This window comes from Wolbachia endosymbiont of Wiebesia pumilae (assembly GCF_017869285.1).
Lineage (GTDB): Bacteria > Pseudomonadota > Alphaproteobacteria > Rickettsiales > Anaplasmataceae > Wolbachia > Wolbachia pipientis.
Map to the genome: position 1 here is coordinate 599,841 of NZ_CP054557.1, position 22,886 is coordinate 622,726.

Sequence of the window (22,886 nt, forward strand, 5' to 3'; positions counted from 1 at the left end):
TAAGGGGGCTGGCGAGGTTTGTCAAGGAAGTTTTTTCGTTTCTGTTATATGGTTATGCAAGAAGTCTATTGTATGTTTACACTCTGCATTAAAGCTTTTAGTTAAGAGCATATCCATCCACCGCCGATAACTTGCTCATCTTTATACGCTACACAGGCTTGACCTGGACTGATGCCAAAGTAATCGTCGTTTAAAATGACACAGGCTTTATTTTTTTCGTCAGTTGAATGTATTGTTGCTAAACTTCCCGCATGTGATGATCTCAGCTTCACAGTTACTTCCATACCTTCCTTTGGTTGTTCTAACCAATTTAACTCCTTGATCAATATTTTTTTTTGCATTAATACGTTGATCGGACCTACTATAACCTCATTATTTTCTGTATTAATTTTTATCACATAAAGAGGTTCATTGTGTGCGATACCCAAGCCCTTTCTTTGCCCCACTGTAAAATTTACTATGCCACTGTGCTCGCCTAGCACTTTTCCATTTACATCCACAATTTTACCTTTCTGTACAGATTGTGGAGCTAATTTAGCTATTGTTTTACTATAGCTTTCGGAAACAAAGCATATATCTTGACTGTCCGGCTTTTCAGAAATTTGTAAGCTGAAATACTTTGCTAATTTTCTTATATCACTTTTATAGAATCCACCTAGTGGAAATCGCAAAAGCTTCAATTGCTCTTGAGTTGTAGCAAACAAAAAATAACTTTGATCTTTACTTTTATCAATGCTTCTGCACAACTTTACCTCACCATTTTTTTCTAACCTTCTCACGTAATGTCCTGTTACGAGCACATCCGCACCAAGATTTTTTGTAACTTGCAATAGATCACGAAATTTTACCGTTTGGTTACATCTCACGCATGGTATGGGAGTTTCCCCACGCATATAGGTACTCGCAAAATCCTCTATTACTTCCTTTTTGAATATTTCCTCATAGTTTAAAATATAGTGAGGAAAGCCAACACTTTCAGCTACACGCTTAGCGTCATAAATATCCTGTCCAGCGCAGCATGCGCCCTTTCTTGCGTTAGCATTACCGTCGGTGCCATAGAGTTGAAGAGTCACACCTACCACTTTGTACCCAAGGTTATGTAGCAGTGCTGCAGCAACGGAGCTATCAACTCCCCCGGACATTGCAACAACAGCCTTGGTCTGGTGCGGAGCTTTATCTTTTAGCAGAGGTTCTATTTCAAATTCTTTTAGCATAATCGCCTTAATTTATAAACACAAACTTGGTGTCATGCAAGTAGCTGACACTGGAATCTAGTTTCTATTACACAATTTCATCGAAACAGCATACTTGTTTATAGCCAATTTTTCTGGATCCCAGTGTTGGCTACTTGGATGACATCTTTATGCTTGAGGTAAAATTTGCTATAAAATTCGATGAACTACCTTTAAAAATAATTTAATCCTGCTTAAATAAAACATGGCCAAAATAATCCATGTTTTCAAGCACTTTTCCGCTACCCAGAGCAACACAACAAAGTGGGTCATCTGCAACACGAACTGGTAGTTTTGTTGTTTCACTGATAACTTTGCCCAAGTTACGCAATAATCCGCCGCCACCGGATAAAATTATTCCTTTATCGACTATATCAGAAGAAAGTTCAGGTGGAGTGCTCTCCAGTGCAGTCCTAATAGCAGAAATTATCTGATGTACAGGCTCTATTAAACTCTCTGCAACTTGGTATTCTGATAAAAGCATTTCTTTTGGCATGCCACTCACTAAATCCCTGCCTTTAATTATCATTCCCTCTTTGTTATTTTCACCTGGCAGACTGGCTGAACCTATGCTTTTCTTAATTTTCTCAGCGGTTGTTTCACCGATTAATAACTTATGATTTTCACGAATATATGATTTTATTGCTTCATCCATAATATCGCCACCTACTCTGGCAGAACGTGAATAAACAATTCCGCCTAAAGAAATAATTGCAACTTCAGTTGTACCGCCTCCTATATCAACAATCATAGAACCCTCAGGTTCAGTAACCGGGAGCCCAGCTCCGATTGCTGCAGCCATTGGTTCTTCAATTAAAAATACTTCATTTGCACCAGCACTTTCTGCTGCATCTTGTATAGCACGCCTTTCAACTGGCGTGGATCCAGATGGAACGCATATGATAATATTAGGTTTATTAACAGTGAATTTTGTGTTTGCACTGCGTATGAAATATTTTAGCATTTCTTCCGCACTTTTAAAATCAGCAATAACTCCATCCTTTAAGGGCCTTATCGCCTCTATTTCTCCAGGCGTTTTCCCAAGCATCATTTTAGCTTTTTTACCAAAAGCATAAGGAACGTAACTTCCTTTTTCTTTTATTCTTGCTACAACTGAAGGCTCATCAAGCACTATTCCCTGATTTTTCTGATAAACTAAAGTGTTTGCAGTACCAAGGTCTATAGCAATATCGCTAGCAAACAAACCTTTGAAAGTAAAAAGGCTATAAAACTTTCCGGTTAATTTTCGAACAAAATTCATACATAACTCAAGAAAACCATTTATTAAGACAAATTATACTTTTCAGATAAGTAGTAAGTAACACACTCAACGTCTAAACCCTTACCTGTTACTTTTTTTAGCAGTTCCAGGCCACACTTTGCACTGTATATATTTTGAGATAACCAACTGATAAGTAAACTAAAATCTCCTTTTATTATAGCACTTAATGATTCGTAATGATTCTTTTTAACGCAAGAGAAAATCTGCACAGCAGCAATTAAAGCAATAATTTTTATAGGAAAGTAGCCCATAACACCGCTTGCCCAATATTCATCTTGAAAATAAGTGTTTAGCTCATTTTCAGCTTTTACTGGAATTTTATAGTGCTTCATACCTTCCAGCCACGCATCATGCAGGTCTTTGACTTCCAATGTACCATTTATTATATCTTGTTCTAACCTAGTTCTCAACATAATATGAGCTAACAGACTAAATTCATCTGCATTTTTTAAAAAAGAAGAAAGGTTTATTTCATTGAAAATCAAGTACAAATTTTCAACACTGCTAACTTTCTCGTTAGTTTTGCCTTTTATAGCAAATTTCTCTTTTATGTGTGGTTGAATAAACTCAATAAATTCTCTGGATGTTCCAATCATCCTTTCCATGAATAACCCTTGAGTTTCATACATAACATGTCTCGTAATTGGACTACTTATAGAATTTTGCGCTAAACATTTTTGATAAATTGCATAACCACTATGCCGTAAAAGTGAAAATAAACCATAACAAAAATCAGATTCATCATAATCTATAGGGTAGTAATAAGAAGTACGAATCTCATTTAGTGCAATACCCATTTGCTGTAAACATAATGAGCCAAGTTCAATCTGTTTCTGAGTAGCAACTTTTTGTATATTAGTAACCTTATCCTTATCCTTTTCCTGCTTTTCAATTATTTTATCTACATTTTCGCTAAAAAATTTGCCTACCTTGGGGAATACTTCCCTTATATTCTTTTCTGTGATATCAGAGTCATAGTCAGCAAGCAGTGAGTCGTATTTTGAGCATTTTAATTGCTGCGATTTTATAGAAGCTACTTCGCGAATGAGTGTGATTAAATCAGTAAAACGTTCTTTTAGTTTTTCTAAGTTACTGGTTTCAGAATGAGATAGCTTCCATAAATTTTGGCATTCAACCTTAGCTTTGGATAAAGACTTTACTAAATCAATAGGAACAGCACTGTTGCTTTTATGTATTCTCTCTATTAACTTTAGCTGCTGAGTATTTGCACTTTTTTTGTTACCAAGAGCATCTGCTAATGATTCCTTTATTGCGTCATGAGAGATAATTTCATGTCTGATTTCTTCTAGAAGACTCATTTGTTCAACTTTGTCCTCTATATTCAATTGGCTTTGGTTTAGTACTTTTAGCGTATTTTCGATATTCTTTACCCTATATAATACTTCCTCTAAAAACTCATAAGATTGCATATTTGTTCATTATTTTAGAAAACATCTGTTTAATACCGTAATAGATTAATAATAAAGTTAAAAGTATATTTGCTTAAAGTACAATAAAAAATTGTACTTTTTATTCTTTTATTGGATTTTTCTATTCAGAGTCCAGCATATTATAGGAAAATTAATTGTAAGGTTGTAGAAAAAGTATTTAGTATTTTATTTCTCTTGACTATATTACAATATGGAGAGATATTAGCTACTGAAATTAAAGTTACGCACTATTTAAAATTTATGGAGGTTTAGTAATGTGGAGTAGACTGGTTATAATGTGCTGTTTTTGTTTATTACTTACTGGTGTAAGTTCTTGCCCAAAAAAAGGAGCAAATACAACAAATAAAATAAATTCTGTTGTTAAGCAGATAGGTGATAAAAGAGTTTTCTTTGGTTATGATGAATCTAGTATTGCTGAAGTAAGTGCAGATGCATTACTTGACGTAATGGAGGTGTTACAAGATAACCCTGACGCGAAGGTTACTTTAACTGGTCACACTGACAACCGTGGTTCTCATGAATATAATCTTGCGCTAGGCGCTAGAAGGGCTGATGCAGCTAAAAAATTTATGGTTAGTTGTACACCCTACATAGAAAACAGAATAAAAACTGCTTCTAAAGGTGAAACTGAGCCTTTGGTTAATGTAAAAGATGATTCTAGAAATTCTAAATATGAAAAAGAGCATGCTAAAAATCGTAGAGTGGAATTTTCATTTTCTGGAATAAAGAAATAGTTTCTTGCATTAAAACCTGGATCCCAGTGTCAAACACTGGGATGACATAAAGAAAGGGCACTGGGGTAGACAAAAAAGGACAAACTTGTCATATTTCGTTGCTTGTTAGCGGGATCTATATATACCACAAATAAGTCGCGGTATGACGTAAGAGATCTGACCTGTCTGGCCATCAAGAGACATAATGGAATTAGAGTTATTATTTCAAAATGTGGTTAATAGTTTTGCTTTCTATAACAATCAAGTTGCAGTTGCAGTATCAGGTGGTGTAGATAGTATAGTCTTACTGCACTTAATGACTAACTGGGCAAAAAAAAACAAGCTTTCACTTCCTATAGCATTAACAGTAAATCATGGATTACGTCCAGAGTCTCAAAAAGAAGCTGATTTTGTTGTAAGTTATGCAAAGGAACTTGGAGCAAAGGAATCGTTCATATTAAATTGGGAGAAGCAAAATATTAAAGGCAATATTCAGTTACAGGCACGAAAAGCACGGTATAAGTTACTAGCAGAGTGGTGTAAAAATAATAATGTTAAATATTTACTTGTTGCTCATCACAAAGATGATCAAGCAGAAACGTTCTTGTTAAGATTAGAGCGAGGTAGTGGCGTAGATGGATTATCATCAATGGACTACAAGTCTTTCCTAAATGGTATTTATATATTTAGGCCATTGTTAAATTTTAGTCGTAGTGAAATAGAAAAGTACGCTAAGCTTCATCGGTTAAAATGGATCGAAGATAGAAGCAATCATGACTTAAAATACAGACGAACTTTATACCGTAACTTACTTAAAGCAAGTGATAATCAAGAGATTTTAACAGAGCGAATATGCCTCACAGCCCTTCATATGAAAAGAGCTGCAAAAGCGTTGATGCACTACACACGCCTTGCGTTTAATGACTGCGTTAATGTGCATGATCTTGGTTATATTGAAATTAAACTAAGTGAATTTTATCAATTGCCAGAGGAAATAGCCTTGAGGCTTCTTCTTTACTCTATAATGGCAATTGCCAGTAAACATTATAAACCAAGGTACAGCAGCCTCATTGCAATATTTAATAGAATATTGCAAAAGGATAGTAATGTTAACTGTACACTTTCTTGGTGTAAAATAAGAAAGTATGGAGAAAATATCTTAATAATTAGAGAATCGTCAAGGATACAAGAAATTACCGTAAACCTACCTTTAAATGAACCTACCCAATGGGATAACAGATTTAGCTGCACAATACTCGGAAATCAAGGGTGTTCAGTTATCATCGCTCCATTAAAAAAAACACAAAAAGTTCCTGAATTTCTGAAGGATTACAACTGCTGCCCTGAAGTTTTCTACTCTTTGCCTACAGTACAAAAAGATAGCAAGGTGCTTGCTTATCCTGATGTAAATTATAACGGAAAAAATACCAATGACGATAAGGTTCAATGCATTATTAATAGCACGATAAAACAAAATTTGGTAAGCTTGATTAGTATTTAGTTAGAAATAGAAATGAAAAAATTTTTAGAAGGCTTATTGATCTGGTTAGTAATTATTGTTCTTATTTCAGTTGCTTATATTCAATTCAGCGGAAATGTAGGTAAAAGTAAAACAATTATACCTTTTTCGGAATTTTTAACTAGACTAGAAGACAATGATGTAGAAAATATTGTCATAAAAAACCAGAGCATTGAAGGCAAGTTCAGGGACGGTTCAAGTTTCAATTCAAGCGGTGTCATATATAGCGACCTAATAAAAAATTTACATGATAGAAAAGTGAGATTCTCCTTTTCAACTGGAGATTCTGCCATGAACGTAATTGGTGGATTACTTATCTCATGGGTCCCAACATTTATCTTTATTGGCTTTTTGCTATTCTTTCTTAAACAAACACAAGCGGGAGGCAACAGAACTATAAGCTTTGGCAAGTCAAGGGCTAGACTCATGACTAGTGGAAAAAAAGTAACATTTGATGATGTTGCTGGAATTGATGAAGCAAAAGAAGAGCTAGTAGAGATCGTTGATTTCCTTAAACAAAGGCAAAAATTTCAAATATTAGGTGGAAAAATACCAAAAGGGTGCCTTTTAATTGGCTCTCCTGGAACTGGTAAAACTTTACTTGCTCGTGCAATTGCAGGAGAAGCTAATGTGCCATTCTTTAGCATTTCTGGATCTGATTTTGTTGAAATGTTTGTTGGTGTTGGTGCGAGCCGTGTTCGTGATATGTTTGATCAAGGCAAGAAAAATGCTCCTTGTATAATTTTTATAGATGAGATAGATGCGGTGGGTAGACATCGTGGGATTGGTCTTGGTGGCGGCAATGATGAAAGAGAACAAACATTAAATCAGTTATTAGTTGAGATGGATGGCTTTGAGTCTAATGAAGGTGTAATAATAATTGCTGCGACTAACCGTCCGGATGTCTTAGATCCAGCACTGCTTAGACCTGGTCGTTTTGACCGACAGATTACTATTTCTTTACCCGATATAAATGGGCGTGAAAAGATATTAAATACTCATATAAAGAAAATATCAATAGCACCAGATGTAAACGTGAAAACAGTTGCAAGAGGAACACCAGGTTTTTCAGGGGCTGATCTAGCAAATTTGGTGAATGAATCTGCACTTATCGCTGCAAGAAGAAACAAGAAAATTGTTACCATGGATGATTTTGAATATGCACGTGATAAAGTAATGATGGGCGTAGAAAGACGATCCCTAATTATGACAGAAGAGGAAAAGAGACTGACTGCATACCATGAAGCTGGTCATGCGATAATTGCGGTTAATATGCCTGCTTCTGATCCTATACACAAGGCAACAATCATTCCAAGAGGTATGGCCTTAGGTTTAGTTATGAGACTACCGGAAACAGATAGAGTGTCCCACACAAGAGAAAAGCTGATAGCAGATATAACTGTTGCCATGGGTGGCAGGGCAGCAGAAGAGTTAATTTTTGGCTACGATAAAGTTACAAGTGGCGCGTCTTCTGATATACGACAAGCATCTAACATAGCACGTGCTATGGTAAAAAAATGTGGAATGAATGATGAGATAGGGCTAGTGTATCACAATCGTGAGCAGCAAGATCCACAACATCCTCATATGACATCTGAAGATACGCTAAAGCTCATAGATGAAGAAGTGAAAAAAATCATATCTTCTTGCTATGAAAAAGCAAAAGACATTTTGACCAAGCATAAGAAAGGCTTAGAGCTTATTGCTGAAAATCTACTGGAGTTTGAAACTTTAACAGGAGATGAAATAAAGGATATACTAAACGGAAAAAAAATTGTTAGAGAAGAAAATGAGAAGAATGAGAAAGTAAAAAAATCCTCTCTCTATGAGAGTTGACCTCATCTTAAAAATGCTAATCAGCTAACGCTGCAATAAAACATTCAGAATTGTAACTGTCAATATAAATTGTATTAAAATATTCATAATATTGCATTTTCATCACAATAATGCTATCATTAGACTTCTTTCGAAACTAGGATAAAGTAGTAAAAATAGTAATTTTGAGGTAAGGAGAAATGAAGTATGAAATAGTGAAAGAGCTCGATAAAGGGGAGTTTCGTCGACTAACAGGAGTAAAGAGATCAACATTTAACAAAATGGTAGGGATTTTATGTGAAGAGAATAAAAAAAAGAAAGCCAAAGGAGGAAGGAAAAATAAGCTAAACGAGGAGAATATGCTGCTCATGGTATTAGAATACTTACGAGAATACCGTACATATTTTCACATAAGTCAAAGTTATGGAGTAAGTGAAAGTACGGCATATAAAACTGTAAAATGGGTAGAGGATACTCTAATACAACACCCAGATTTCGCATTGCCAGGACGGAAAGAACTCCTAAAAAGCGACGTGGAATATAAGATTCTGGTGATTGATGCAACGGAAACACCTGTAGAGAGACCAAAAAAAAGCAGAAAAGATTTTATTCAGGAAAGAAGAAAAAACATACGCTAAAAACCCAAATAATTGCAGAAAAGAAGAGCAAGAAAATTATTTGTACGTCATTTTCAAACGGGAGAAAGCATGACTTTCGGCTTTTCAAGGAGTCAAAAGTGCATGTATCAGAAGGTATAAAAGTTTTAGCCGATGCTGGCTATAGAGGTTTTCAGAAAATTCACAAAAATGTCGAGTTGCCACACAGAAGGATGAAAAAGAGTCCCTTAATTAAGGAAAAAAAGGTAGAAAATCGGGAGCTAGCAAGCAAAAGAGTAGTAGTTGAGAATGTAATTGGTCTGTTAAAAAGATTCAAAATTATTGCAGACAGATACCGCAATCGGAGAAAACGTTTTGGCTTAAGATTCAATTTTATAGCAGGAATTCACAATTTTGAGCTGTCTATATGAGTTTCGAAAGAGGTCTATTCAGTTATTATTAATGTTTAATGAGGTGTGAGTAATGATTGATATAGCTTCTATTGGTGTAAGTACAGTTATTGATCAGAATTATAGAAGAAAAGCACAATTATGTTTATCAGGATTATTTGTAACTGTGTCAATAGCAACTGTTACCTGGTTTATTTTCCCTGCGTCACAAAATGTATTAGCTCCGTTTTTACTTCCGGCTATGTTCTTGCTCTTCACTTTATCGATGGGTTATTACATGTTCATATTTAGTTGTGAAGAAAAATCTTTGGTAAAGAATGTTCTTGGTATGGTTGAACCGGCTGAATCGGTAAAGAGAGTGCATTGCCAAGAAAATATTAAGTCCTTATTAGCAGAAGTGAGAAGTACTACGAAAGATAGGTTTCGTAACGTGCTTGTTAATCTTTGTTTTGAAGATCGTAGTAAAGCACACAAACTTGCATTATATGTGAAAGAAATTGACGATATTGTGTCTTCAATAAAAAATAAAGACCTCTTAGACCATTTTGATCAATTTTTTACTATTACTGAAGTAAGCAATAAAAAAAATAGAAGTGAATTAATGAACCTCGCAAGGGCATATAAGATGATAAGTGAAGAAGATCCAGACAAAATACAGGATTTTTTAGCTACTCAAACAAAAAGTTATTCATATGAAATAATGTTACCTGAAATTGATAATTTTCTATCACAAGCTAGGTGATTTTATCAATAATTTCATTGTGTACGTGATTATCATTTTTTGTTTCAATTCCAGTGATAACACTGCACCTAACGGGCTCTTTTATGGCTATTTCCTGAAATCCTTTTCTGACCTTATTGTAAAAATTAACATCCATTTCTTCATATTTATTCTTGTCTTTTGCTCTATTTAACCCAACTTTAACATCAATATCTAGAATGAATGTAATATCTGGATATTTAATTTCCACTAGCTTATGTAAGTCCCTTATTAGCCCTAAGTCAACTCCAAACCCATATCCTTGATATGCAATAGTTGAATCAATAAACCGATCACAAATCACTATTTTTCCTTCTGCAAGAGCTGGTAATATTAATTTTTTCATATGTTCGCGCCTCATCGAGATAAGTAGCAAGAGTTCAGAAATAGAATCAATATTATTCGTTAACAATACTCCTCTTACCTTCTCTGCAAAGTTAGTGCCACCTGGTTCTCGAGTCAATACCACATTATTTTCGCCGCGAATTTGCTTAAAATGATTTGCAAGTAGCTTAGATTGTGTTGTTTTACCAGAGCCGTCTATTCCTTCGAAAGTTATGAACATAAGTTTTATAATTATAATACTAAAAAAGAATATGCAAACAGTATACATAGAAACCGCTTGACATTTAAATAATAAGACCGTAAATTACATGTGGTATAATAATAGTCTATGGTTGCTCTGAATACTCCTAAAGTCGATTTTAGTTTTACTGCAAAAGATTTTAATCTTTTGGGAGTAGACAATAAATATTATGCATTAAGTGACTGTTGTGGAAAAAATGGTCTTATTATAATGTTTATATGCAATCACTGTCCTTACGTTCAGTCAATTATTAGCAATCTGGTAAGCGATGTTGATCAATTGAAAAAAGATTATCAGGTAAACACCATTGCAATAATGCCAAATGATGTAAATGAATATCCAGAAGATTCCTTTGAAAATATGATTAATTTTGCCAAGGAAAATAAGTTTATATTTCCATATTTAATTGATAGTACACAGAAAATAGCTAAAGAATACGGGGCTGTTTGCACTCCCGACTTTTTCGGCTTTAATTCCAATTTAAACCTTTGCTATCGTGGACGTTTTAACGACACAAAAAAAGAAAAGGTTCAAAGCTATGAAGTAGGAAGTAGTGACTTATTTCAAGCTATGAAATTTATTGCAGAAACTGGTAATTCTCCAATTGACCAAAAATCAAGTATTGGCTGCTCAATTAAATGGTCTAATTCTACAGGTTAAATATCATGCACAGTGGCTCTCAGCATTTGTTTGATATTATAATTTTGCTTTCTGCTGCTGTGTTTATAGTCATAGCATTTTGGAAAATGAATATTAGTCCAGTGCTTGGTTACTTCGTTGCAGGTGCAGTTATTGGTTCTCACGGATTTAATCTGATACACTCAGCTGAAGCAATGGATAATCTTGCAGAATTTGGTGTAGTTTTTCTATTATTCATTATAGGCCTTGAATTGACATTTGAACGCCTGATCGCTATGCGTATTCATGTATTTGGGTTCGGTTCTCTTCAAGTTATAGTTACCATGGTAGCAATATGGTGCATCGCTCTTGCTTTCGGAGTGAATACGAATATAGCAACAGTTATTGGTGGTGGGCTTGCGCTATCCTCAACAGCAATAGTGTTGCAGGTTCTGCAAGAAAAAGGTTCTCAAGCAAGTCAGGTTGGTAGGTTGTCGATAGCAGTGCTATTAATGCAAGATTTTGCAGTGGTACCATTAATAGTATTGGTACCTTTACTTACTGGCAATTCTGAGCACAGCCTGATAAGCTCATTGGCAGGTTCATTGGTGCAAGCAGCTATTGCATTAGTGCTGATATTTATAACTGGTAGATTATTGCTTAGACCTTTATTTTCGGTTATTGCTAAAATGGAAAGTAATGAGATCTTTATATCAACAACGCTTTTAATAGTATTAGGTGCAGCATTTATTACTGAGCAATTCCATTTATCGTTAGCATTAGGTGCATTTGTTGCTGGATTGTTAGTTGCAGAAACAGAATATAGACACTCAGTAGAACACGCAGTATTGCCATTTAAAGATTTGTTTCTTGGCTTATTTTTCATGACTGTTGGTATGTCCATCAATACCGAACTTTTACTCAATAAGTTACCACTAATTACTTTATTATCGATTATCCTTATCGTTTTAAAAACATCTATTATATATATATTGTGTAGATTTTTTGGGTTTAAGAGTGCACCTGCTATACAAGCTGGGTTACTGCTTTCACAAGGCAGTGAATTTGCGTTTATTTTGTTTCGCTTAGCAGATGAGCTAAATGTGCTACCAAGTGAAATCGCTCAAGTACTTATGATGGTAACTACAGTAACCATGGCTTTCACTCCTCTTTTATCGGGGCTTGGAGATTGGGTAGCAAACTCATTTAGCACTGAGAAAACAATATTAGATGATGAAGCTGTTGAAACAGATACACAAGATCTTTATAACCATGTGATAGTTGCTGGATTTGGTAGAGTGGGATATATGGTAACAAAAATGCTTACGGCAGAGCATTTAAGTTACGTTGTTGTAGATATTCAATCGAAAATAGTCAAAGAAGGAAAAAGTGATAGTTTTCCTATATATCTTGGAGATGTTACAAGATGTGAAATTTTAAAATCGGTAGGAATAGAAAGAGCTCAAGCTCTCGTTATTTCAATAAAGAATGAAGTTACTATAAAAAAAGTTGTTTCTTTAGTTGCAGCAAATTTTCCGCATGTAAATATTGTAATACGCTTACCAGATCTGAGTAATGTGGAGGTTTATAGAGATCTAGGAGCTAGTAAAATTATTCCTGAAACATCTGAGATAGGATTGCAGCTAGGTGGAGCTGCACTGAGCCTTAGTGGTATTAGCGAAAGTGGAGTTACGTCTTTAAAAAGTAGATTCAGAAAAGGCAATTACAGTATGTTAAAAGACCTTGGTAGTGATAAAGATGAATAACTACTTCTCTAATTTTATGTACAGAAAGCTTCAAGCTTTATTGAGGTTTTGCCTATAGTAAATTACGCACATAATCAACCAAATTAAGGAAAGTGCAAACCAAGTGGTTGCATATTCCAAATGCTTCATTGGCTGTATAGCTACTTTGCTGCCAAAATTGTTCGGCCACAATACACACTTCTCTAGCTTAATACCTAACTCATTGGAAATTTCTTCTGTACTCAGGGTAAACCATGTATTCGAAGCAGTATCGTTCTTGATAAACCAATTTTTACTTTTATTGCTATCGCAATATAAAATTCCATCTGCAACTACTTTTTCAATTTTTACTTTTTTCTCCTTTTTTTCTCCGACTATTCCTTTATTCACCAACATGTAACGTCCAGTAGTGAGCAACATAGGAGACAGCACGTGATAGCCGTGTTGCCCTGCAAAAACATATAGTTCTATGTCACTTAGAATCCCATCAATCTTGACATGCCTATAGTTAAATTTTTCAAGGTCGTTATTGGGCAACAGATGAACAACAGGAAGACTCATATTTTTGATAATATTATTCTTCCAGTTCAATCTGAATACTTGCCATAATCCTAATAAAAAAAGGAGCAAGCAAGGTACAATTAAAATAAATACTATTTTTTTTAACACTCTATATTTGTGTTCTTAAATAGTTTTCAACACCCATTAGTTCAATAAGGTCAATCTGTTTTTCAATCCAATGGAAGTGCTCTTCTTCATTTTTTAACATCTCTTCTAATAACATTACACTAACAAAATCTTTTTCTTTCTCAGCGATAGAAATCGTTTCTTTGATATCCTTAATACCTTTTCCCTCTAATTTCAAATTAGCTTCTAAGATTTTCCGTATTGTGTCTTTTGTAAACTTTCCATCATGCTTTGATATTTCGTTTGTATCCTGAAAATTTGGAACTCCTTTGAATAACAAAATTCTTTCTGCCAACTTGTTTGCATGTTCAAGTTCTTCGTTAAGCTCATTTTTTACCTTTTCTGCAAATCTATTAATTCCATTGTTTTTGAGAATCGCAAAATGCAAAAGATACTGGCGTACAGAAGTTAGCTCATTGGTCAATAATTTGTTCAAATGTTTTACTATCTCTTCATTCATAATCTTCCCTTAGTTCAATTCATCAGCATAATTTATATGATAACGATAGTTATAGCAACTCATTTAATATTTCCTTTGATAACAACCGTATTAAATAGCATGTCGTGGTATATCTGTTTTTTCTTAGATGTATGGTCCCAGAGTGTGATGGTGTGGATTTAGTATAAATAATTCTGGAGACTGTGTCCACTGATAACATATAAATTCATAAGGAGTAAGACCCTTAAGAGTTTTGAGTCTCTTTGCATAATTATAAGCCATAACAAAGTTATAAAGGTGTTCTTTAAGTTGCTGGTGCGATTGATAGTAATACTTCTTAACTGTAGCATCCTTTAAAGTTTTATTCATACGCTCGACTTGCCCATTCGTCCAAGGATGGCTAACTTTTGTCAAACGATGTTCAATAACATTCCCTTCGCAAACTCTATCAAATATATGTTGGAAAGCATACTTATGACGCTTCTGGTTTGTAAATTGTATACCGTTATCTGTCAAAATAGTATGGATTTTATACGGTAAAATTCTAATCAAATTACGTAAGAACTCAGCAGCTATGGGTTTTGTAGCACTGTTACGCAACTCAACATAGGTAAATTTGGATGTCCTATCAATAGCAACAAACAAATGTAATTTGCCCTCCTCAGTTCTAACTTCAGCAATATCAATATGAAAGTAACCGATAGGATATTGTTTGAATTTCTTTTTTGACTTAACTTCTCCATCAACAGTTGGTAATCTGCTAATGTTGTGTCTTTGTAAACAACGATGCAAGCTAGAGCGAGTCAAATGCGGAATTGTAGACTGCAGAGCGTAAAGGCAATCATCTAGTGGCAGTAGTGTATACTTGCGAAATGTAACTATTATAGCTTCCTCTTCTAGCGTTAAAACAGTCGATCTTGGACGCTTTGGACCCATATCAGCATCTTTCGTAAATGAACGTTTTCTCCACTTAATAATAGTTTTTGGATTAAGGTTATAATGCTTGGAGAGTTTTGCTATGCTCTCTTTTCTATTTTGTATTGCTCTACGAATCGTCTGTGTTGTTTTGGCGCACCCATGCAATATTTGTCCCATAACTCCTCCTTTGATGGTATTTTTTTCTCATATTTTATCATACCATCACACTCTGGGACTGTACATCTAACGGTTGTTGCCAAAAACTATGCAAGAAGTCTATTGACAGGTGATTAAATTATAATGTAGCCTATCGCCGTATATCCGGGGGTGGGTTGTTGTGAGGCTTTTTCACTTTTTATTCTTGTTAATGTGTTTTTCTCTGTATTACTATGCGGGTTTTATATTTTCGCCCTGCCCAAAAGCTACGGTTTGCTTTTCACCTGGAGAAGATTGTGCTGTACCGATAATCAACGTAATAGATCAGTCTAAAAAATCTATCTTAGTTCAAGAATATACATTTACTCTTGGAACAGTTGCAAAATCTTTGATTAATGCTAAAGAACGCGGTGTTGATGTTAAAGTCATCTTAGATAAATCGCAACTCTACTCAAAATATAGTGTTATAAATGAATTATTTTCAGGTGGAGTACCAATTTGGATCGATGATAAGCCAAAGATTGCTCATAATAAGATAATAGACTTCTTTCGAAACTAGGATAAAGTAGTAAAAATAGTAATTTTGAGGTAAGGAGAAATGAAGTATGAAATAGTGAAAGAGCTCGATAAAGGGGAGTTTCGTCGACTAACAGGAGTAAAGAGATCAACATTTAACAAAATGGTAGGGATTTTATGTGAAGAGAATAAAAAAAAGAAAGCCAAAGGAGGAAGGAAAAATAAGCTAAACGAGGAGAATATGCTGCTCATGGTATTAGAATACTTACGAGAATACCGTACATATTTTCACATAAGTCAAAGTTATGGAGTAAGTGAAAGTACGGCATATAAAACTGTAAAATGGGTAGAGGATACTCTAATACAACACCCAGATTTCGCATTGCCAGGACGAAAAGAACTCCTAAAAAGCGACGTGGAATATAAGATTCTGGTGATTGATGCAACGGAAACACCTGTAGAGAGACCAAAAAAAAGCAGAAAAGATTTTATTCAGGAAAGAAGAAAAAACATACGCTAAAAACCCAAATAATTGCAGAAAAGAAGAGCAAGAAAATTATTTGTACGTCATTTTCAAACGGGAGAAAGCATGACTTTCGGCTTTTCAAGGAGTCAAAAGTGCATGTATCAGAAGGTATAAAAGTTTTAGCCGATGCTGGCTATAGAGGTTTTCAGAAAATTCACAAAAATGTCGAGTTGCCACACAGAAGGATGAAAAAGAGTCCCTTAATTAAGGAAAAAAAGGTAGAAAATCGGGAGCTAGCAAGCAAAAGAGTAGTAGTTGAGAATGTAATTGGTCTGTTAAAAAGATTCAAAATTATTGCAGACAGATACCGCAATCGGAGAAAACGTTTTGGCTTAAGATTCAATTTTATAGCAGGAATTCACAATTTTGAGCTGTCTATATGAGTTTCGAAAGAGGTCTAATGATTGCTGACAATCAAAAAGTCATCACAGGGTCATTTAACCTTAGTAAGACAGCTAAAAAAGGAAATGCTGAAAATTTATTAATTATTACAGATTATCCTGAATTGATTCAGCAGTATGTGAAAAACTGGGAGGCACGAATGTCACAATCTTACAAATACGCTCCCAACTAATCGAGAGCGCTTGCTCAAAATCAGTTTTAAAAACAGCAAGGGAGAGCTTTTTTGATTGATTGGCATAATGATTATGATATAATGAACTAAAAATTTAAGGAATAAAGTAATGGATTATATAAATGATGCTGCCGGTAGCTACACTGCTATTCATGATTTTTTTCAAAACAACAGTGTTGGAGATTACAAAGTTCAATGCAATTATGGTGGGGTGCCGTATGCTACTGATGAGTACGTGCATTCTGGCGATAAATTTTGGAGTAATAATTTCATAGACTCACATTTTGGCAGGGAAATAAAAATGTATCCTCAAAGTGAACTTTTAGCTAAAGAATATGCTGGAAATACGTTGCCAGTTTCAATATCACTAGATAAGGATTTAATAAAAATGAAGGAATGTCAGAAAAAAACGAAATTTGTGGAACTAGAAAGGGAGTCAGGTGATTTAGTGCATGATAAGCAAAAGTATGTAAAGTGTTACACAACAAAGCTATCATATGATGATGTACATATTTACAATAACGATAAAGTTTCAACATTTAGCATAAAATACGACGTGCCAAATGATCCGAAATACAGTTTAAATATAACATTTACAAAGGTTAATGATAATAAACCAGGATTTTGGCAGAAATTTAAAAATATGTTTTAACGTGACCATTCACTGGTTTTTACTCAATCAACCAACAACAGTTAATATCAAATTTTTATAATTAAAAAATATGCTATTTTTTAAAACTTTCATTCTCCTTGACTCTGTCAACTTCACAAAACAACTCTTGGACCAAATGTATCTGGCATAACACCTTTTGGTAACTTGCTACTTCTTTTTTTCCGCATCTCCGACAACAGCCATTGATATTCCACTACATAAGGCTTGATTTTTGGTAAATCAACTTTTTTATGAATAATACTATGCTTCTCCTTAAATTGACCATTTACCCTAAACGCTATTAGCTTCCTTAAAATTTACATTAATGCCTATTTTGCCTAAACTGAAGCGTCTTTTCCAATTTTTTCTAGCATCAACTCAGCAGCTTTTTGTTCAGCAATCTTTTTACTAGAAGCGCATGCAGAAACTTTACCATAATCTTCTATGCAAACTGATATAGTAAATTCAGGATTGTGCGCTGGTCCAGTTTGTTTTACAAGCTCATACTCTGGTAAAGGCAATTTGTTTTTCTGAGTCCACTCTTGCAGTGAGGTTTTAGGATCTTGAGGGGGGTCAAGCATGCCTTTAGCTAGCTTTTCCCAATATTGGATAATAAATTTTTCAACATTTTCAAGCCCGCCATCAATATAAATTGCACCTATTAGTGCTTCAAGCGAGTTTTCTAAATTTTTTAAGTTACATCTCCCTCCATTGCAGCGTTCACTATTATTCATGATGATAAAGCTGCCTAATTTTATTTCTTTAGCAACATTAGCAATGGTGTTGCCACAAACTAAATCCGTCTTTCTTTTTGCCAATGCTCCTTCTTTTTCTTCAGGAAATAGTTTAAACAGTGTGGCAGATACAACCATATTCAAAACACTATCGCCCAAAAACTCTAGTCTTTCGTAGCTTACAATCTGGTTTTTGCTATTCCTTTTATTTACGCTTGGGTGAGTTAGTGCCTCTTCTAATATTGCATAATTTGTAAATTTATAATCAATGATCTTAGATATTGCATCATTCAAACTCTTCATACCAATTATTTAAAAGAAAAGCACTTTCTACCACCTTTATACCAGAGAATTAGTTTTATTTTATTAAAATAATACCACCAACTTCCAAAATTAATGTATACAACCCACCACCTCACTAATGTTACTAAATCCATCTCTCCTTATTAGTTCTGCAAGTTCTAGATTAATTTTGTTTACAACTTGAGGTCCGTGGTATATGAGAGCAGTGTACAACTGCACCAAAGAAGCTCCTGCCTTTATTTTTTTATATGCATCAGCACCACTTGAGATTCCTCCGCACCCTATCAATAATATTTTGCCCTTAGTAAATTTGTACATATCGCCCAATAACTCGGTTGAAAGTTTAAACAGCGGTTTGCCACTCAACCCACCACTCTCATTATGGTGAGAATGCAGATTATCTCTACTTACCGTAGTGTTGCTTACTGTTAATCCGTCAATCTTATATTCCAACGCAAGCTCAGCGATATTTTCTTTCGTTTGCTGATCTACATCTGGTGAGATTTTTAATATTATTGGTATGGATTTAGAATTATCAATTGATTTTCGGGTTAGAGTTACGGATTTCAACAATTCCGATAATTCTTGCTTATTGTGCAGATTGCGTAAATTAGGCGTGTTTGGGGATGAGATGTTCAGCACTATATAATTGCTCTTTCCATATACTATCTTTATTAAGTCAACATAATCGCTGATTTGGTCCTTTGATGTACTGTTTTTTCCTATGTTGATGCCAAAAATGCAGTCATCAAGCTTGGTTTCACCTATTTGTTTAAGAAAATAGTCTATTCCTTTATTGTTAAATCCCAATCTGTTAATTACCCCTTGATCTTTAATTAACCGAAAAATTCTTGGCTTTTTGTTTCCATATTGTGGATTACGAGTTACAGTACCAGTTTCAATAAACCCAAAACCAAATGAGAGCATAGGCCTTATAACTTCTGCATTCTTGTCAAAACCTGCAGCCAGACCTATGGGGCTTCTGAGCTTATTACCAAAAAAATTCACACTCAAAGATTCTGGTAGCTCTATAGGATTCTTATAAGGCATTTTCTTTAATGCCATAATTGCCAAAGAGTGAGCAACTTCGGGCGGTAGTAAAAATAGTAAATTACGTTTGTAAAACACTTTGCTTATTTTTAGTTTATTTTTTACCATGAAACGCTATAAGAGTATAACCATAACTTGAAAAGAAATTGATTTTACTATGGACAAGCTTTCTCTATAGGTTACACACTTAAAGCTACTGTTAACTTTTACAAGATATAGAGAATGAAAGAGGCCGGGACCGGAATTGAACCGGTATAAAAGGATTTGCAGTCCTCCGCATAAGCCATTCTGCCACCCAGCCGTTTTTTATGTGTAGATATCCATTATATCTTTTAGCATAGATAAAGCCTCCTCCCTTTTGCGTTGAAAAGTGTTACGTCCAATGATTGAACCATTACCGCCACCCTGCTTAATTTCTTTCGCTTCATTGTATATGTTATCTACTTCCTTCGATTCACCACCAGAAAAAACTACTATTCTTTTCCCTGCAAAACAAGACCTTTTAACATATTCAATTCTTTTAGATAATGATTCAATATTTTCTGTTTCTATTTTCTCCCTTTCCAAATATTTAGTTGGAAGTTTTACTTTTATTATATTAGCGCCAAGCAAAGCTGCTATGTGTGCAGCATAGGCAATAACATCAACTGCTGTTTCACCTTCTTTGGAAATCCCTTCACCGCGTGGATAAGACCATAGCACTACTGCAAGCCCGTAAGATTTGGCTTCAGCTATGATTCCACGGGCTTCCTCCATCATATCGAAACACTTAGCAGAACCAGGATATATAGTAAATCCGACAGCTAAGCAGCCCAAACGCAGCGCATCTTTCACAGAAGAGGTTATTGCCTGATCAGAGGTTAGATCCTTTGAATGTAAAGAGTTGGAACTATTAAGTTTCAAAATAAGTGGGAGCATTCCAGCATAAGTTGCAGCACCAGCTTCAATCATACCAAGTGGAGCAGCATATGCACTTACTCCCGAATCAACCGCAAGCTGAAAATGATAATGTGGGTCATAAGCATCAGGGTTAACTTCAAAACTTTTAATTGGACCATGCTCAAATCCTTGATCTACTGGCAGAATCACTAACTTGCCAGTGCCGCCAAGCTTTCCATGCATGAGAATACGAGTAAGATTTGCTTTTACCCCAGGGTTTTCACTTTCGTAGTAGCTTAGGACTTGTTTTACTTTATCACTTATCACTATAATTCAAATTGAATTTAAGTTATAGATTGTAACAAAGATGAAGTTCAATACAAGGATTTTAAACTATATCAAAAGCAATTTTATTTTCTACTTTATTCATATAGATTCTTAATTTCTTTCCTTTTATTAATTTACGATTCAGTATTTCTTCCGCTAAGTAACTTTTTATCTCTTTTTCAATAAGTCTCTCTATCGGACGTGCTCCCATTTCCTTACTATAACCTGTTTGTGCAAGATAAGATTTCACTTCATCTTCTACCAAGCAGTTTATGCCTTTTTGCGTCAGCTGCTTTTTCAGTTCCTGAATAAATTTATCTACAATATGCAGAATTATATCCGCATTTAAGTCAGAAAAAGAAATAATCGCATCAAGACGATTACGAAATTCAGGGCTAAAAACCTGTTCTATCGCTTTTTCACTATCACCAGTGTTAAATTTTTTATGCCCAAAGCCAACAAAACTTTTGCTGCGTTCAGCTGCTCCTGCATTAGTTGTCATAATTAAGATTATATTGGAAAAGTTAACTTTACGTCCGTAAGTGTCTGTAACGCAACCATAATCCATAATTTGTAGCAATATATTATAGATATCGCTATGAGCCTTTTCAATTTCATCAAGCAGCACAACACTATATTGATTATTAGATACAGACTCTGTGAGTAATCCACCCTGATCATAACCTACATATCCAGGAGGAGAACCAATCATCCTTGATATCGTATGAGACTCAATATATTCGGACATATCAAAGCGTATAAGATTCATGCCCATGCTTTCTGCTAATTGTTTTGCTAGCTCGGTTTTACCAACACCGGTTGGCCCTGCAAAAAGATAATTTGCTAAAGGCTTATTGTAATTTCTCAACCCAGATTTAGCAATTTTAATAGAATTAACAAGAGATTCTATTGCCTGCTCTTGGCCAAAAATCACCTTCTCTAGATTAGCTTTTAAAGACTTTACTTTCTGCAAATCATCAGATTCAGATCCGCAAGGCACATTTGTAATTCTAGTAATGGTATTCTTAATATCTCTACTATTTACAATTTTACCCCTGTTTCTTAGCAATTTACAATATGCCCCTGCCTCATCAATAACATCAACCGCTTTATCAGGTAATATTCGCCCAGTAATATACTTATGCGAAAGTTCAGCCGCAGACCTAATGGCATTCTTTGTATAATATACTCCATGATACCCTTCATAGTAGTGCTTTATACCATCTAGTATCTTTATCGTTTCGTTAACAGAAGATTCCTTAACATTAATTTTTTGAAACCTCCTCGCTAATGCTTTATCTTTTTCAAAACTATTGCTGTATTCTCTATATGTAGTTGCACCTATACAACGCAGTGTACCTCTTGCAAGCGCAGGTTTGAGTAGGTTACCTGCATCAAGAAAGCTACCACTTGTAGAACCTGCTCCAATGATAGTGTGTATTTCGTCAATAAAAAGGATAGCACCTGGTTTTGCCTCAATCGCTTTTATTATAGATTTTATTCTCTCTTCAAAATCACCTCTATAGCGTGTCCCTGCAAGGAGTGACCCTAAATCCAAAGCATAAATTATACTGGACCTGAGCGCACTTGGAACACTGTTTTCAATGATTTTGAGTACCAAACCCTCAACTATTGTGGTTTTGCCAACACCTGGATCTCCAACATATAAAGGGTTGTTTTTTCTACGCCTCAATAATATTTCTATAGTGCGATTTAATTCATAATCACGACCAATAACATAATCTATTTTTTTGCTTCTTGCATAGTCATTTAAATTTTTACAATAACTTTGTAGAATTTCCTCATCTTTTAGTAGCTCACCTTTATTTACTGTAGTAGGAGCATCATTATTTTTATCAAGTTTTACTTTATGATTAGTGGTGTATTCATCTATATCGTTAGAGTATTTCATGTTAGATATGTGGTAAATCAAATTGGAATCTTTCGCACTTTGTTTCTGCAATAGATCTTCAACGTATAAATCTTGCCCAGACAAAATTTCTACTAGAACACTTGCTCCATTTATTTCTTTTTTCCCCAAGCTATGAGCCCGTATTATTGCTCTGTGTATTATGCATTGAAACATTGAGCTAGGTTTAACTCCACTGATAATCAATTCAGAACTGCTTTGTAAAAACCCTTTTATATTATTATTATAATCATTAGCCTTAATATTGCATCTTGATAGAATGTTATCCATACTGATGATTTCATCGGCTCTGATATTACATCTTGATAAAACGTAATTTACATCCACGTCTTTAGTTAACGCCAGCAATAAATGTTCTACTTTCGCATATTTAAGATTAAAATTAGAAGCAATGAATAGTGCTCTATTCAAACTTGCCTCTAAGTTTTTGGAAATCATCTCCTATTCTCTTTAAAAGTGGGAACTCAT

General features: G+C 34.7%; 21 protein-coding genes, 1 tRNA gene and 2 pseudogenes. 11 read left to right on the forward strand and 13 right to left on the reverse strand.

All coding sequences use genetic code 11. The features are described 5' to 3' along the window. Window positions 1–101: 101 nt before the first annotated feature. The 3 genes from mnmA to HUB92_RS03135 form a co-directional block, all read right to left on the reverse strand. The gene (gene mnmA, locus HUB92_RS03125) at window positions 102–1,214 is read right to left on the reverse strand and encodes a tRNA 2-thiouridine(34) synthase MnmA (RefSeq protein ID WP_209473297.1); all 1,113 of its coding nucleotides are present in this window, start codon (window positions 1,212–1,214) and stop codon (window positions 102–104) included. Between the two features lie 202 nt (window positions 1,215–1,416). Further along, window positions 1,417–2,493: a rod shape-determining protein gene (locus tag HUB92_RS03130; RefSeq protein ID WP_209473299.1), complete on the reverse strand. Its 1,077-nt coding sequence runs from the start codon at window positions 2,491–2,493 to the stop codon at window positions 1,417–1,419. Window positions 2,494–2,516: 23 nt separating this feature from the next. After that, on the reverse strand, window positions 2,517–3,944 hold the full coding sequence (locus HUB92_RS03135; RefSeq protein ID WP_209473301.1) for a gluzincin family metallopeptidase: 1,428 nt from the start codon (window positions 3,942–3,944) through the stop codon (window positions 2,517–2,519). 275 nt (window positions 3,945–4,219) lie between these two features. On the opposite strand from HUB92_RS03135, the gene HUB92_RS03140 reads away from it, so the two are divergent. The 5 genes from HUB92_RS03140 to HUB92_RS03160 all read left to right on the forward strand — a co-directional run bounded on the left by HUB92_RS03140 (window position 4,220) and on the right by HUB92_RS03160 (window position 9,760). Next, entirely contained in the window at window positions 4,220–4,699 is a 480-nt protein-coding gene (locus tag HUB92_RS03140; protein WP_010081889.1) for an OmpA family protein, read from the forward strand. A gap of 184 nt (window positions 4,700–4,883) precedes the next feature. Next, window positions 4,884–6,179 (forward strand): tRNA lysidine(34) synthetase TilS, encoded by a 1,296-nt coding sequence (gene tilS / locus HUB92_RS03145; protein ID WP_209473303.1) that lies wholly within the window; start codon window positions 4,884–4,886, stop codon window positions 6,177–6,179. Between the two features lie 12 nt (window positions 6,180–6,191). After that, window positions 6,192–8,033 carry an ATP-dependent zinc metalloprotease FtsH gene (ftsH, locus tag HUB92_RS03150; protein ID WP_209473305.1) on the forward strand — a complete coding sequence of 614 codons (1,842 nt, stop codon included), beginning with the start codon at window positions 6,192–6,194 and terminating at the stop codon, window positions 8,031–8,033. Window positions 8,034–8,212: 179 nt separating this feature from the next. Next, window positions 8,213–9,039, forward strand: a protein-coding gene (locus HUB92_RS03155; RefSeq protein WP_209472530.1) for an IS5 family transposase whose coding sequence is annotated in 2 segments (ribosomal slippage) — window positions 8,213–8,600 and window positions 8,600–9,039 — 828 coding nt in all. Because the reading frame shifts where the segments join, the coding sequence is not laid out codon by codon here. A gap of 52 nt (window positions 9,040–9,091) precedes the next feature. Further along, complete coding sequence (locus HUB92_RS03160) at window positions 9,092–9,760, forward strand: hypothetical protein (RefSeq protein WP_010081999.1); 669 nt, start codon at window positions 9,092–9,094, stop codon at window positions 9,758–9,760. On the opposite strand, the gene tmk is transcribed toward HUB92_RS03160, so the two are convergent. Beyond that, window positions 9,753–10,343: a dTMP kinase gene (gene tmk, locus HUB92_RS03165; protein WP_010081998.1), complete on the reverse strand. Its 591-nt coding sequence runs from the start codon at window positions 10,341–10,343 to the stop codon at window positions 9,753–9,755. The two genes, HUB92_RS03160 and tmk, sit on opposite strands and share 8 nt — an antisense overlap. Before the next feature lie 108 nt (window positions 10,344–10,451). On the opposite strand from tmk, the gene HUB92_RS03170 reads away from it, so the two are divergent. Next, window positions 10,452–11,024 carry a thioredoxin family protein gene (locus HUB92_RS03170; RefSeq protein ID WP_010081997.1) on the forward strand — a complete coding sequence of 191 codons (573 nt, stop codon included), beginning with the start codon at window positions 10,452–10,454 and terminating at the stop codon, window positions 11,022–11,024. Between the two features lie 5 nt (window positions 11,025–11,029). Further along, window positions 11,030–12,748 (forward strand): monovalent cation:proton antiporter-2 (CPA2) family protein, encoded by a 1,719-nt coding sequence (locus HUB92_RS03175; protein WP_209473307.1) that lies wholly within the window; start codon window positions 11,030–11,032, stop codon window positions 12,746–12,748. A gap of 30 nt (window positions 12,749–12,778) precedes the next feature. On the opposite strand, the gene HUB92_RS03180 is transcribed toward HUB92_RS03175, so the two are convergent. From HUB92_RS03180 to HUB92_RS03195, 4 genes are all read right to left on the reverse strand, one after another. Further along, the gene (locus HUB92_RS03180) at window positions 12,779–13,396 is read right to left on the reverse strand and encodes an SURF1 family protein (protein ID WP_209473308.1); all 618 of its coding nucleotides are present in this window, start codon (window positions 13,394–13,396) and stop codon (window positions 12,779–12,781) included. Window position 13,397: 1 nt separating this feature from the next. Next, window positions 13,398–13,874: a bacterioferritin gene (gene bfr, locus HUB92_RS03185; RefSeq protein ID WP_010081932.1), complete on the reverse strand. Its 477-nt coding sequence runs from the start codon at window positions 13,872–13,874 to the stop codon at window positions 13,398–13,400. Window positions 13,875–13,997: 123 nt separating this feature from the next. Further along, a complete protein-coding gene (locus HUB92_RS03190; RefSeq protein WP_410543344.1) occupies window positions 13,998–14,939 on the reverse strand; it encodes an IS481 family transposase in 942 nt (313 codons plus the stop codon). Then, window positions 14,870–15,031, reverse strand: coding sequence for a hypothetical protein (locus HUB92_RS03195; protein ID WP_209473310.1), 162 nt, complete (start codon window positions 15,029–15,031; stop codon window positions 14,870–14,872). The genes HUB92_RS03190 and HUB92_RS03195 overlap by 70 nt, the downstream gene beginning before the upstream one ends. Window positions 15,032–15,108: 77 nt before the next feature. On the opposite strand from HUB92_RS03195, the pseudogene HUB92_RS03200 reads away from it, so the two are divergent. From HUB92_RS03200 to HUB92_RS03215, 4 genes and pseudogenes are all read left to right on the forward strand, one after another. Continuing rightward, window positions 15,109–15,468: pseudogene (locus HUB92_RS03200) on the forward strand (phospholipase D-like domain-containing protein); the annotation flags it as partial. 57 nt (window positions 15,469–15,525) lie between these two features. Further along, a protein-coding gene (locus HUB92_RS03205; protein ID WP_209472530.1) for an IS5 family transposase occupies window positions 15,526–16,352 on the forward strand; the annotation gives its coding sequence in 2 pieces (ribosomal slippage) (window positions 15,526–15,913 and window positions 15,913–16,352; 828 coding nt in all). Between the two features lie 14 nt (window positions 16,353–16,366). After that, a pseudogene (locus tag HUB92_RS03210) lies at window positions 16,367–16,543 on the forward strand (phospholipase D-like domain-containing protein); the annotation flags it as partial. Between the two features lie 109 nt (window positions 16,544–16,652). Continuing rightward, window positions 16,653–17,195: a hypothetical protein gene (locus HUB92_RS03215; protein ID WP_209473313.1), complete on the forward strand. Its 543-nt coding sequence runs from the start codon at window positions 16,653–16,655 to the stop codon at window positions 17,193–17,195. A gap of 338 nt (window positions 17,196–17,533) precedes the next feature. Here the strand turns inward: HUB92_RS03215 and rnc are convergent, their stop codons facing one another. The 5 genes from rnc to HUB92_RS03245 all read right to left on the reverse strand — a co-directional run bounded on the left by rnc (window position 17,534) and on the right by HUB92_RS03245 (window position 22,856). Then, window positions 17,534–18,232 (reverse strand): ribonuclease III, encoded by a 699-nt coding sequence (gene rnc / locus HUB92_RS03225; RefSeq protein ID WP_006279914.1) that lies wholly within the window; start codon window positions 18,230–18,232, stop codon window positions 17,534–17,536. A gap of 90 nt (window positions 18,233–18,322) precedes the next feature. Next, window positions 18,323–19,390: a quinone-dependent dihydroorotate dehydrogenase gene (locus tag HUB92_RS03230; protein WP_007548704.1), complete on the reverse strand. Its 1,068-nt coding sequence runs from the start codon at window positions 19,388–19,390 to the stop codon at window positions 18,323–18,325. Between the two features lie 121 nt (window positions 19,391–19,511). Continuing rightward, window positions 19,512–19,583 (reverse strand) — tRNA-Cys (locus HUB92_RS03235). A 5-nt stretch (window positions 19,584–19,588) separates the two neighbouring features. Next, complete coding sequence (locus HUB92_RS03240) at window positions 19,589–20,485, reverse strand: class I fructose-bisphosphate aldolase (RefSeq protein WP_209473361.1); 897 nt, start codon at window positions 20,483–20,485, stop codon at window positions 19,589–19,591. 64 nt (window positions 20,486–20,549) lie between these two features. Further along, window positions 20,550–22,856, reverse strand: coding sequence for an AAA family ATPase (locus HUB92_RS03245; protein ID WP_070357007.1), 2,307 nt, complete (start codon window positions 22,854–22,856; stop codon window positions 20,550–20,552). Window positions 22,857–22,886 lie beyond the last annotated feature (30 nt).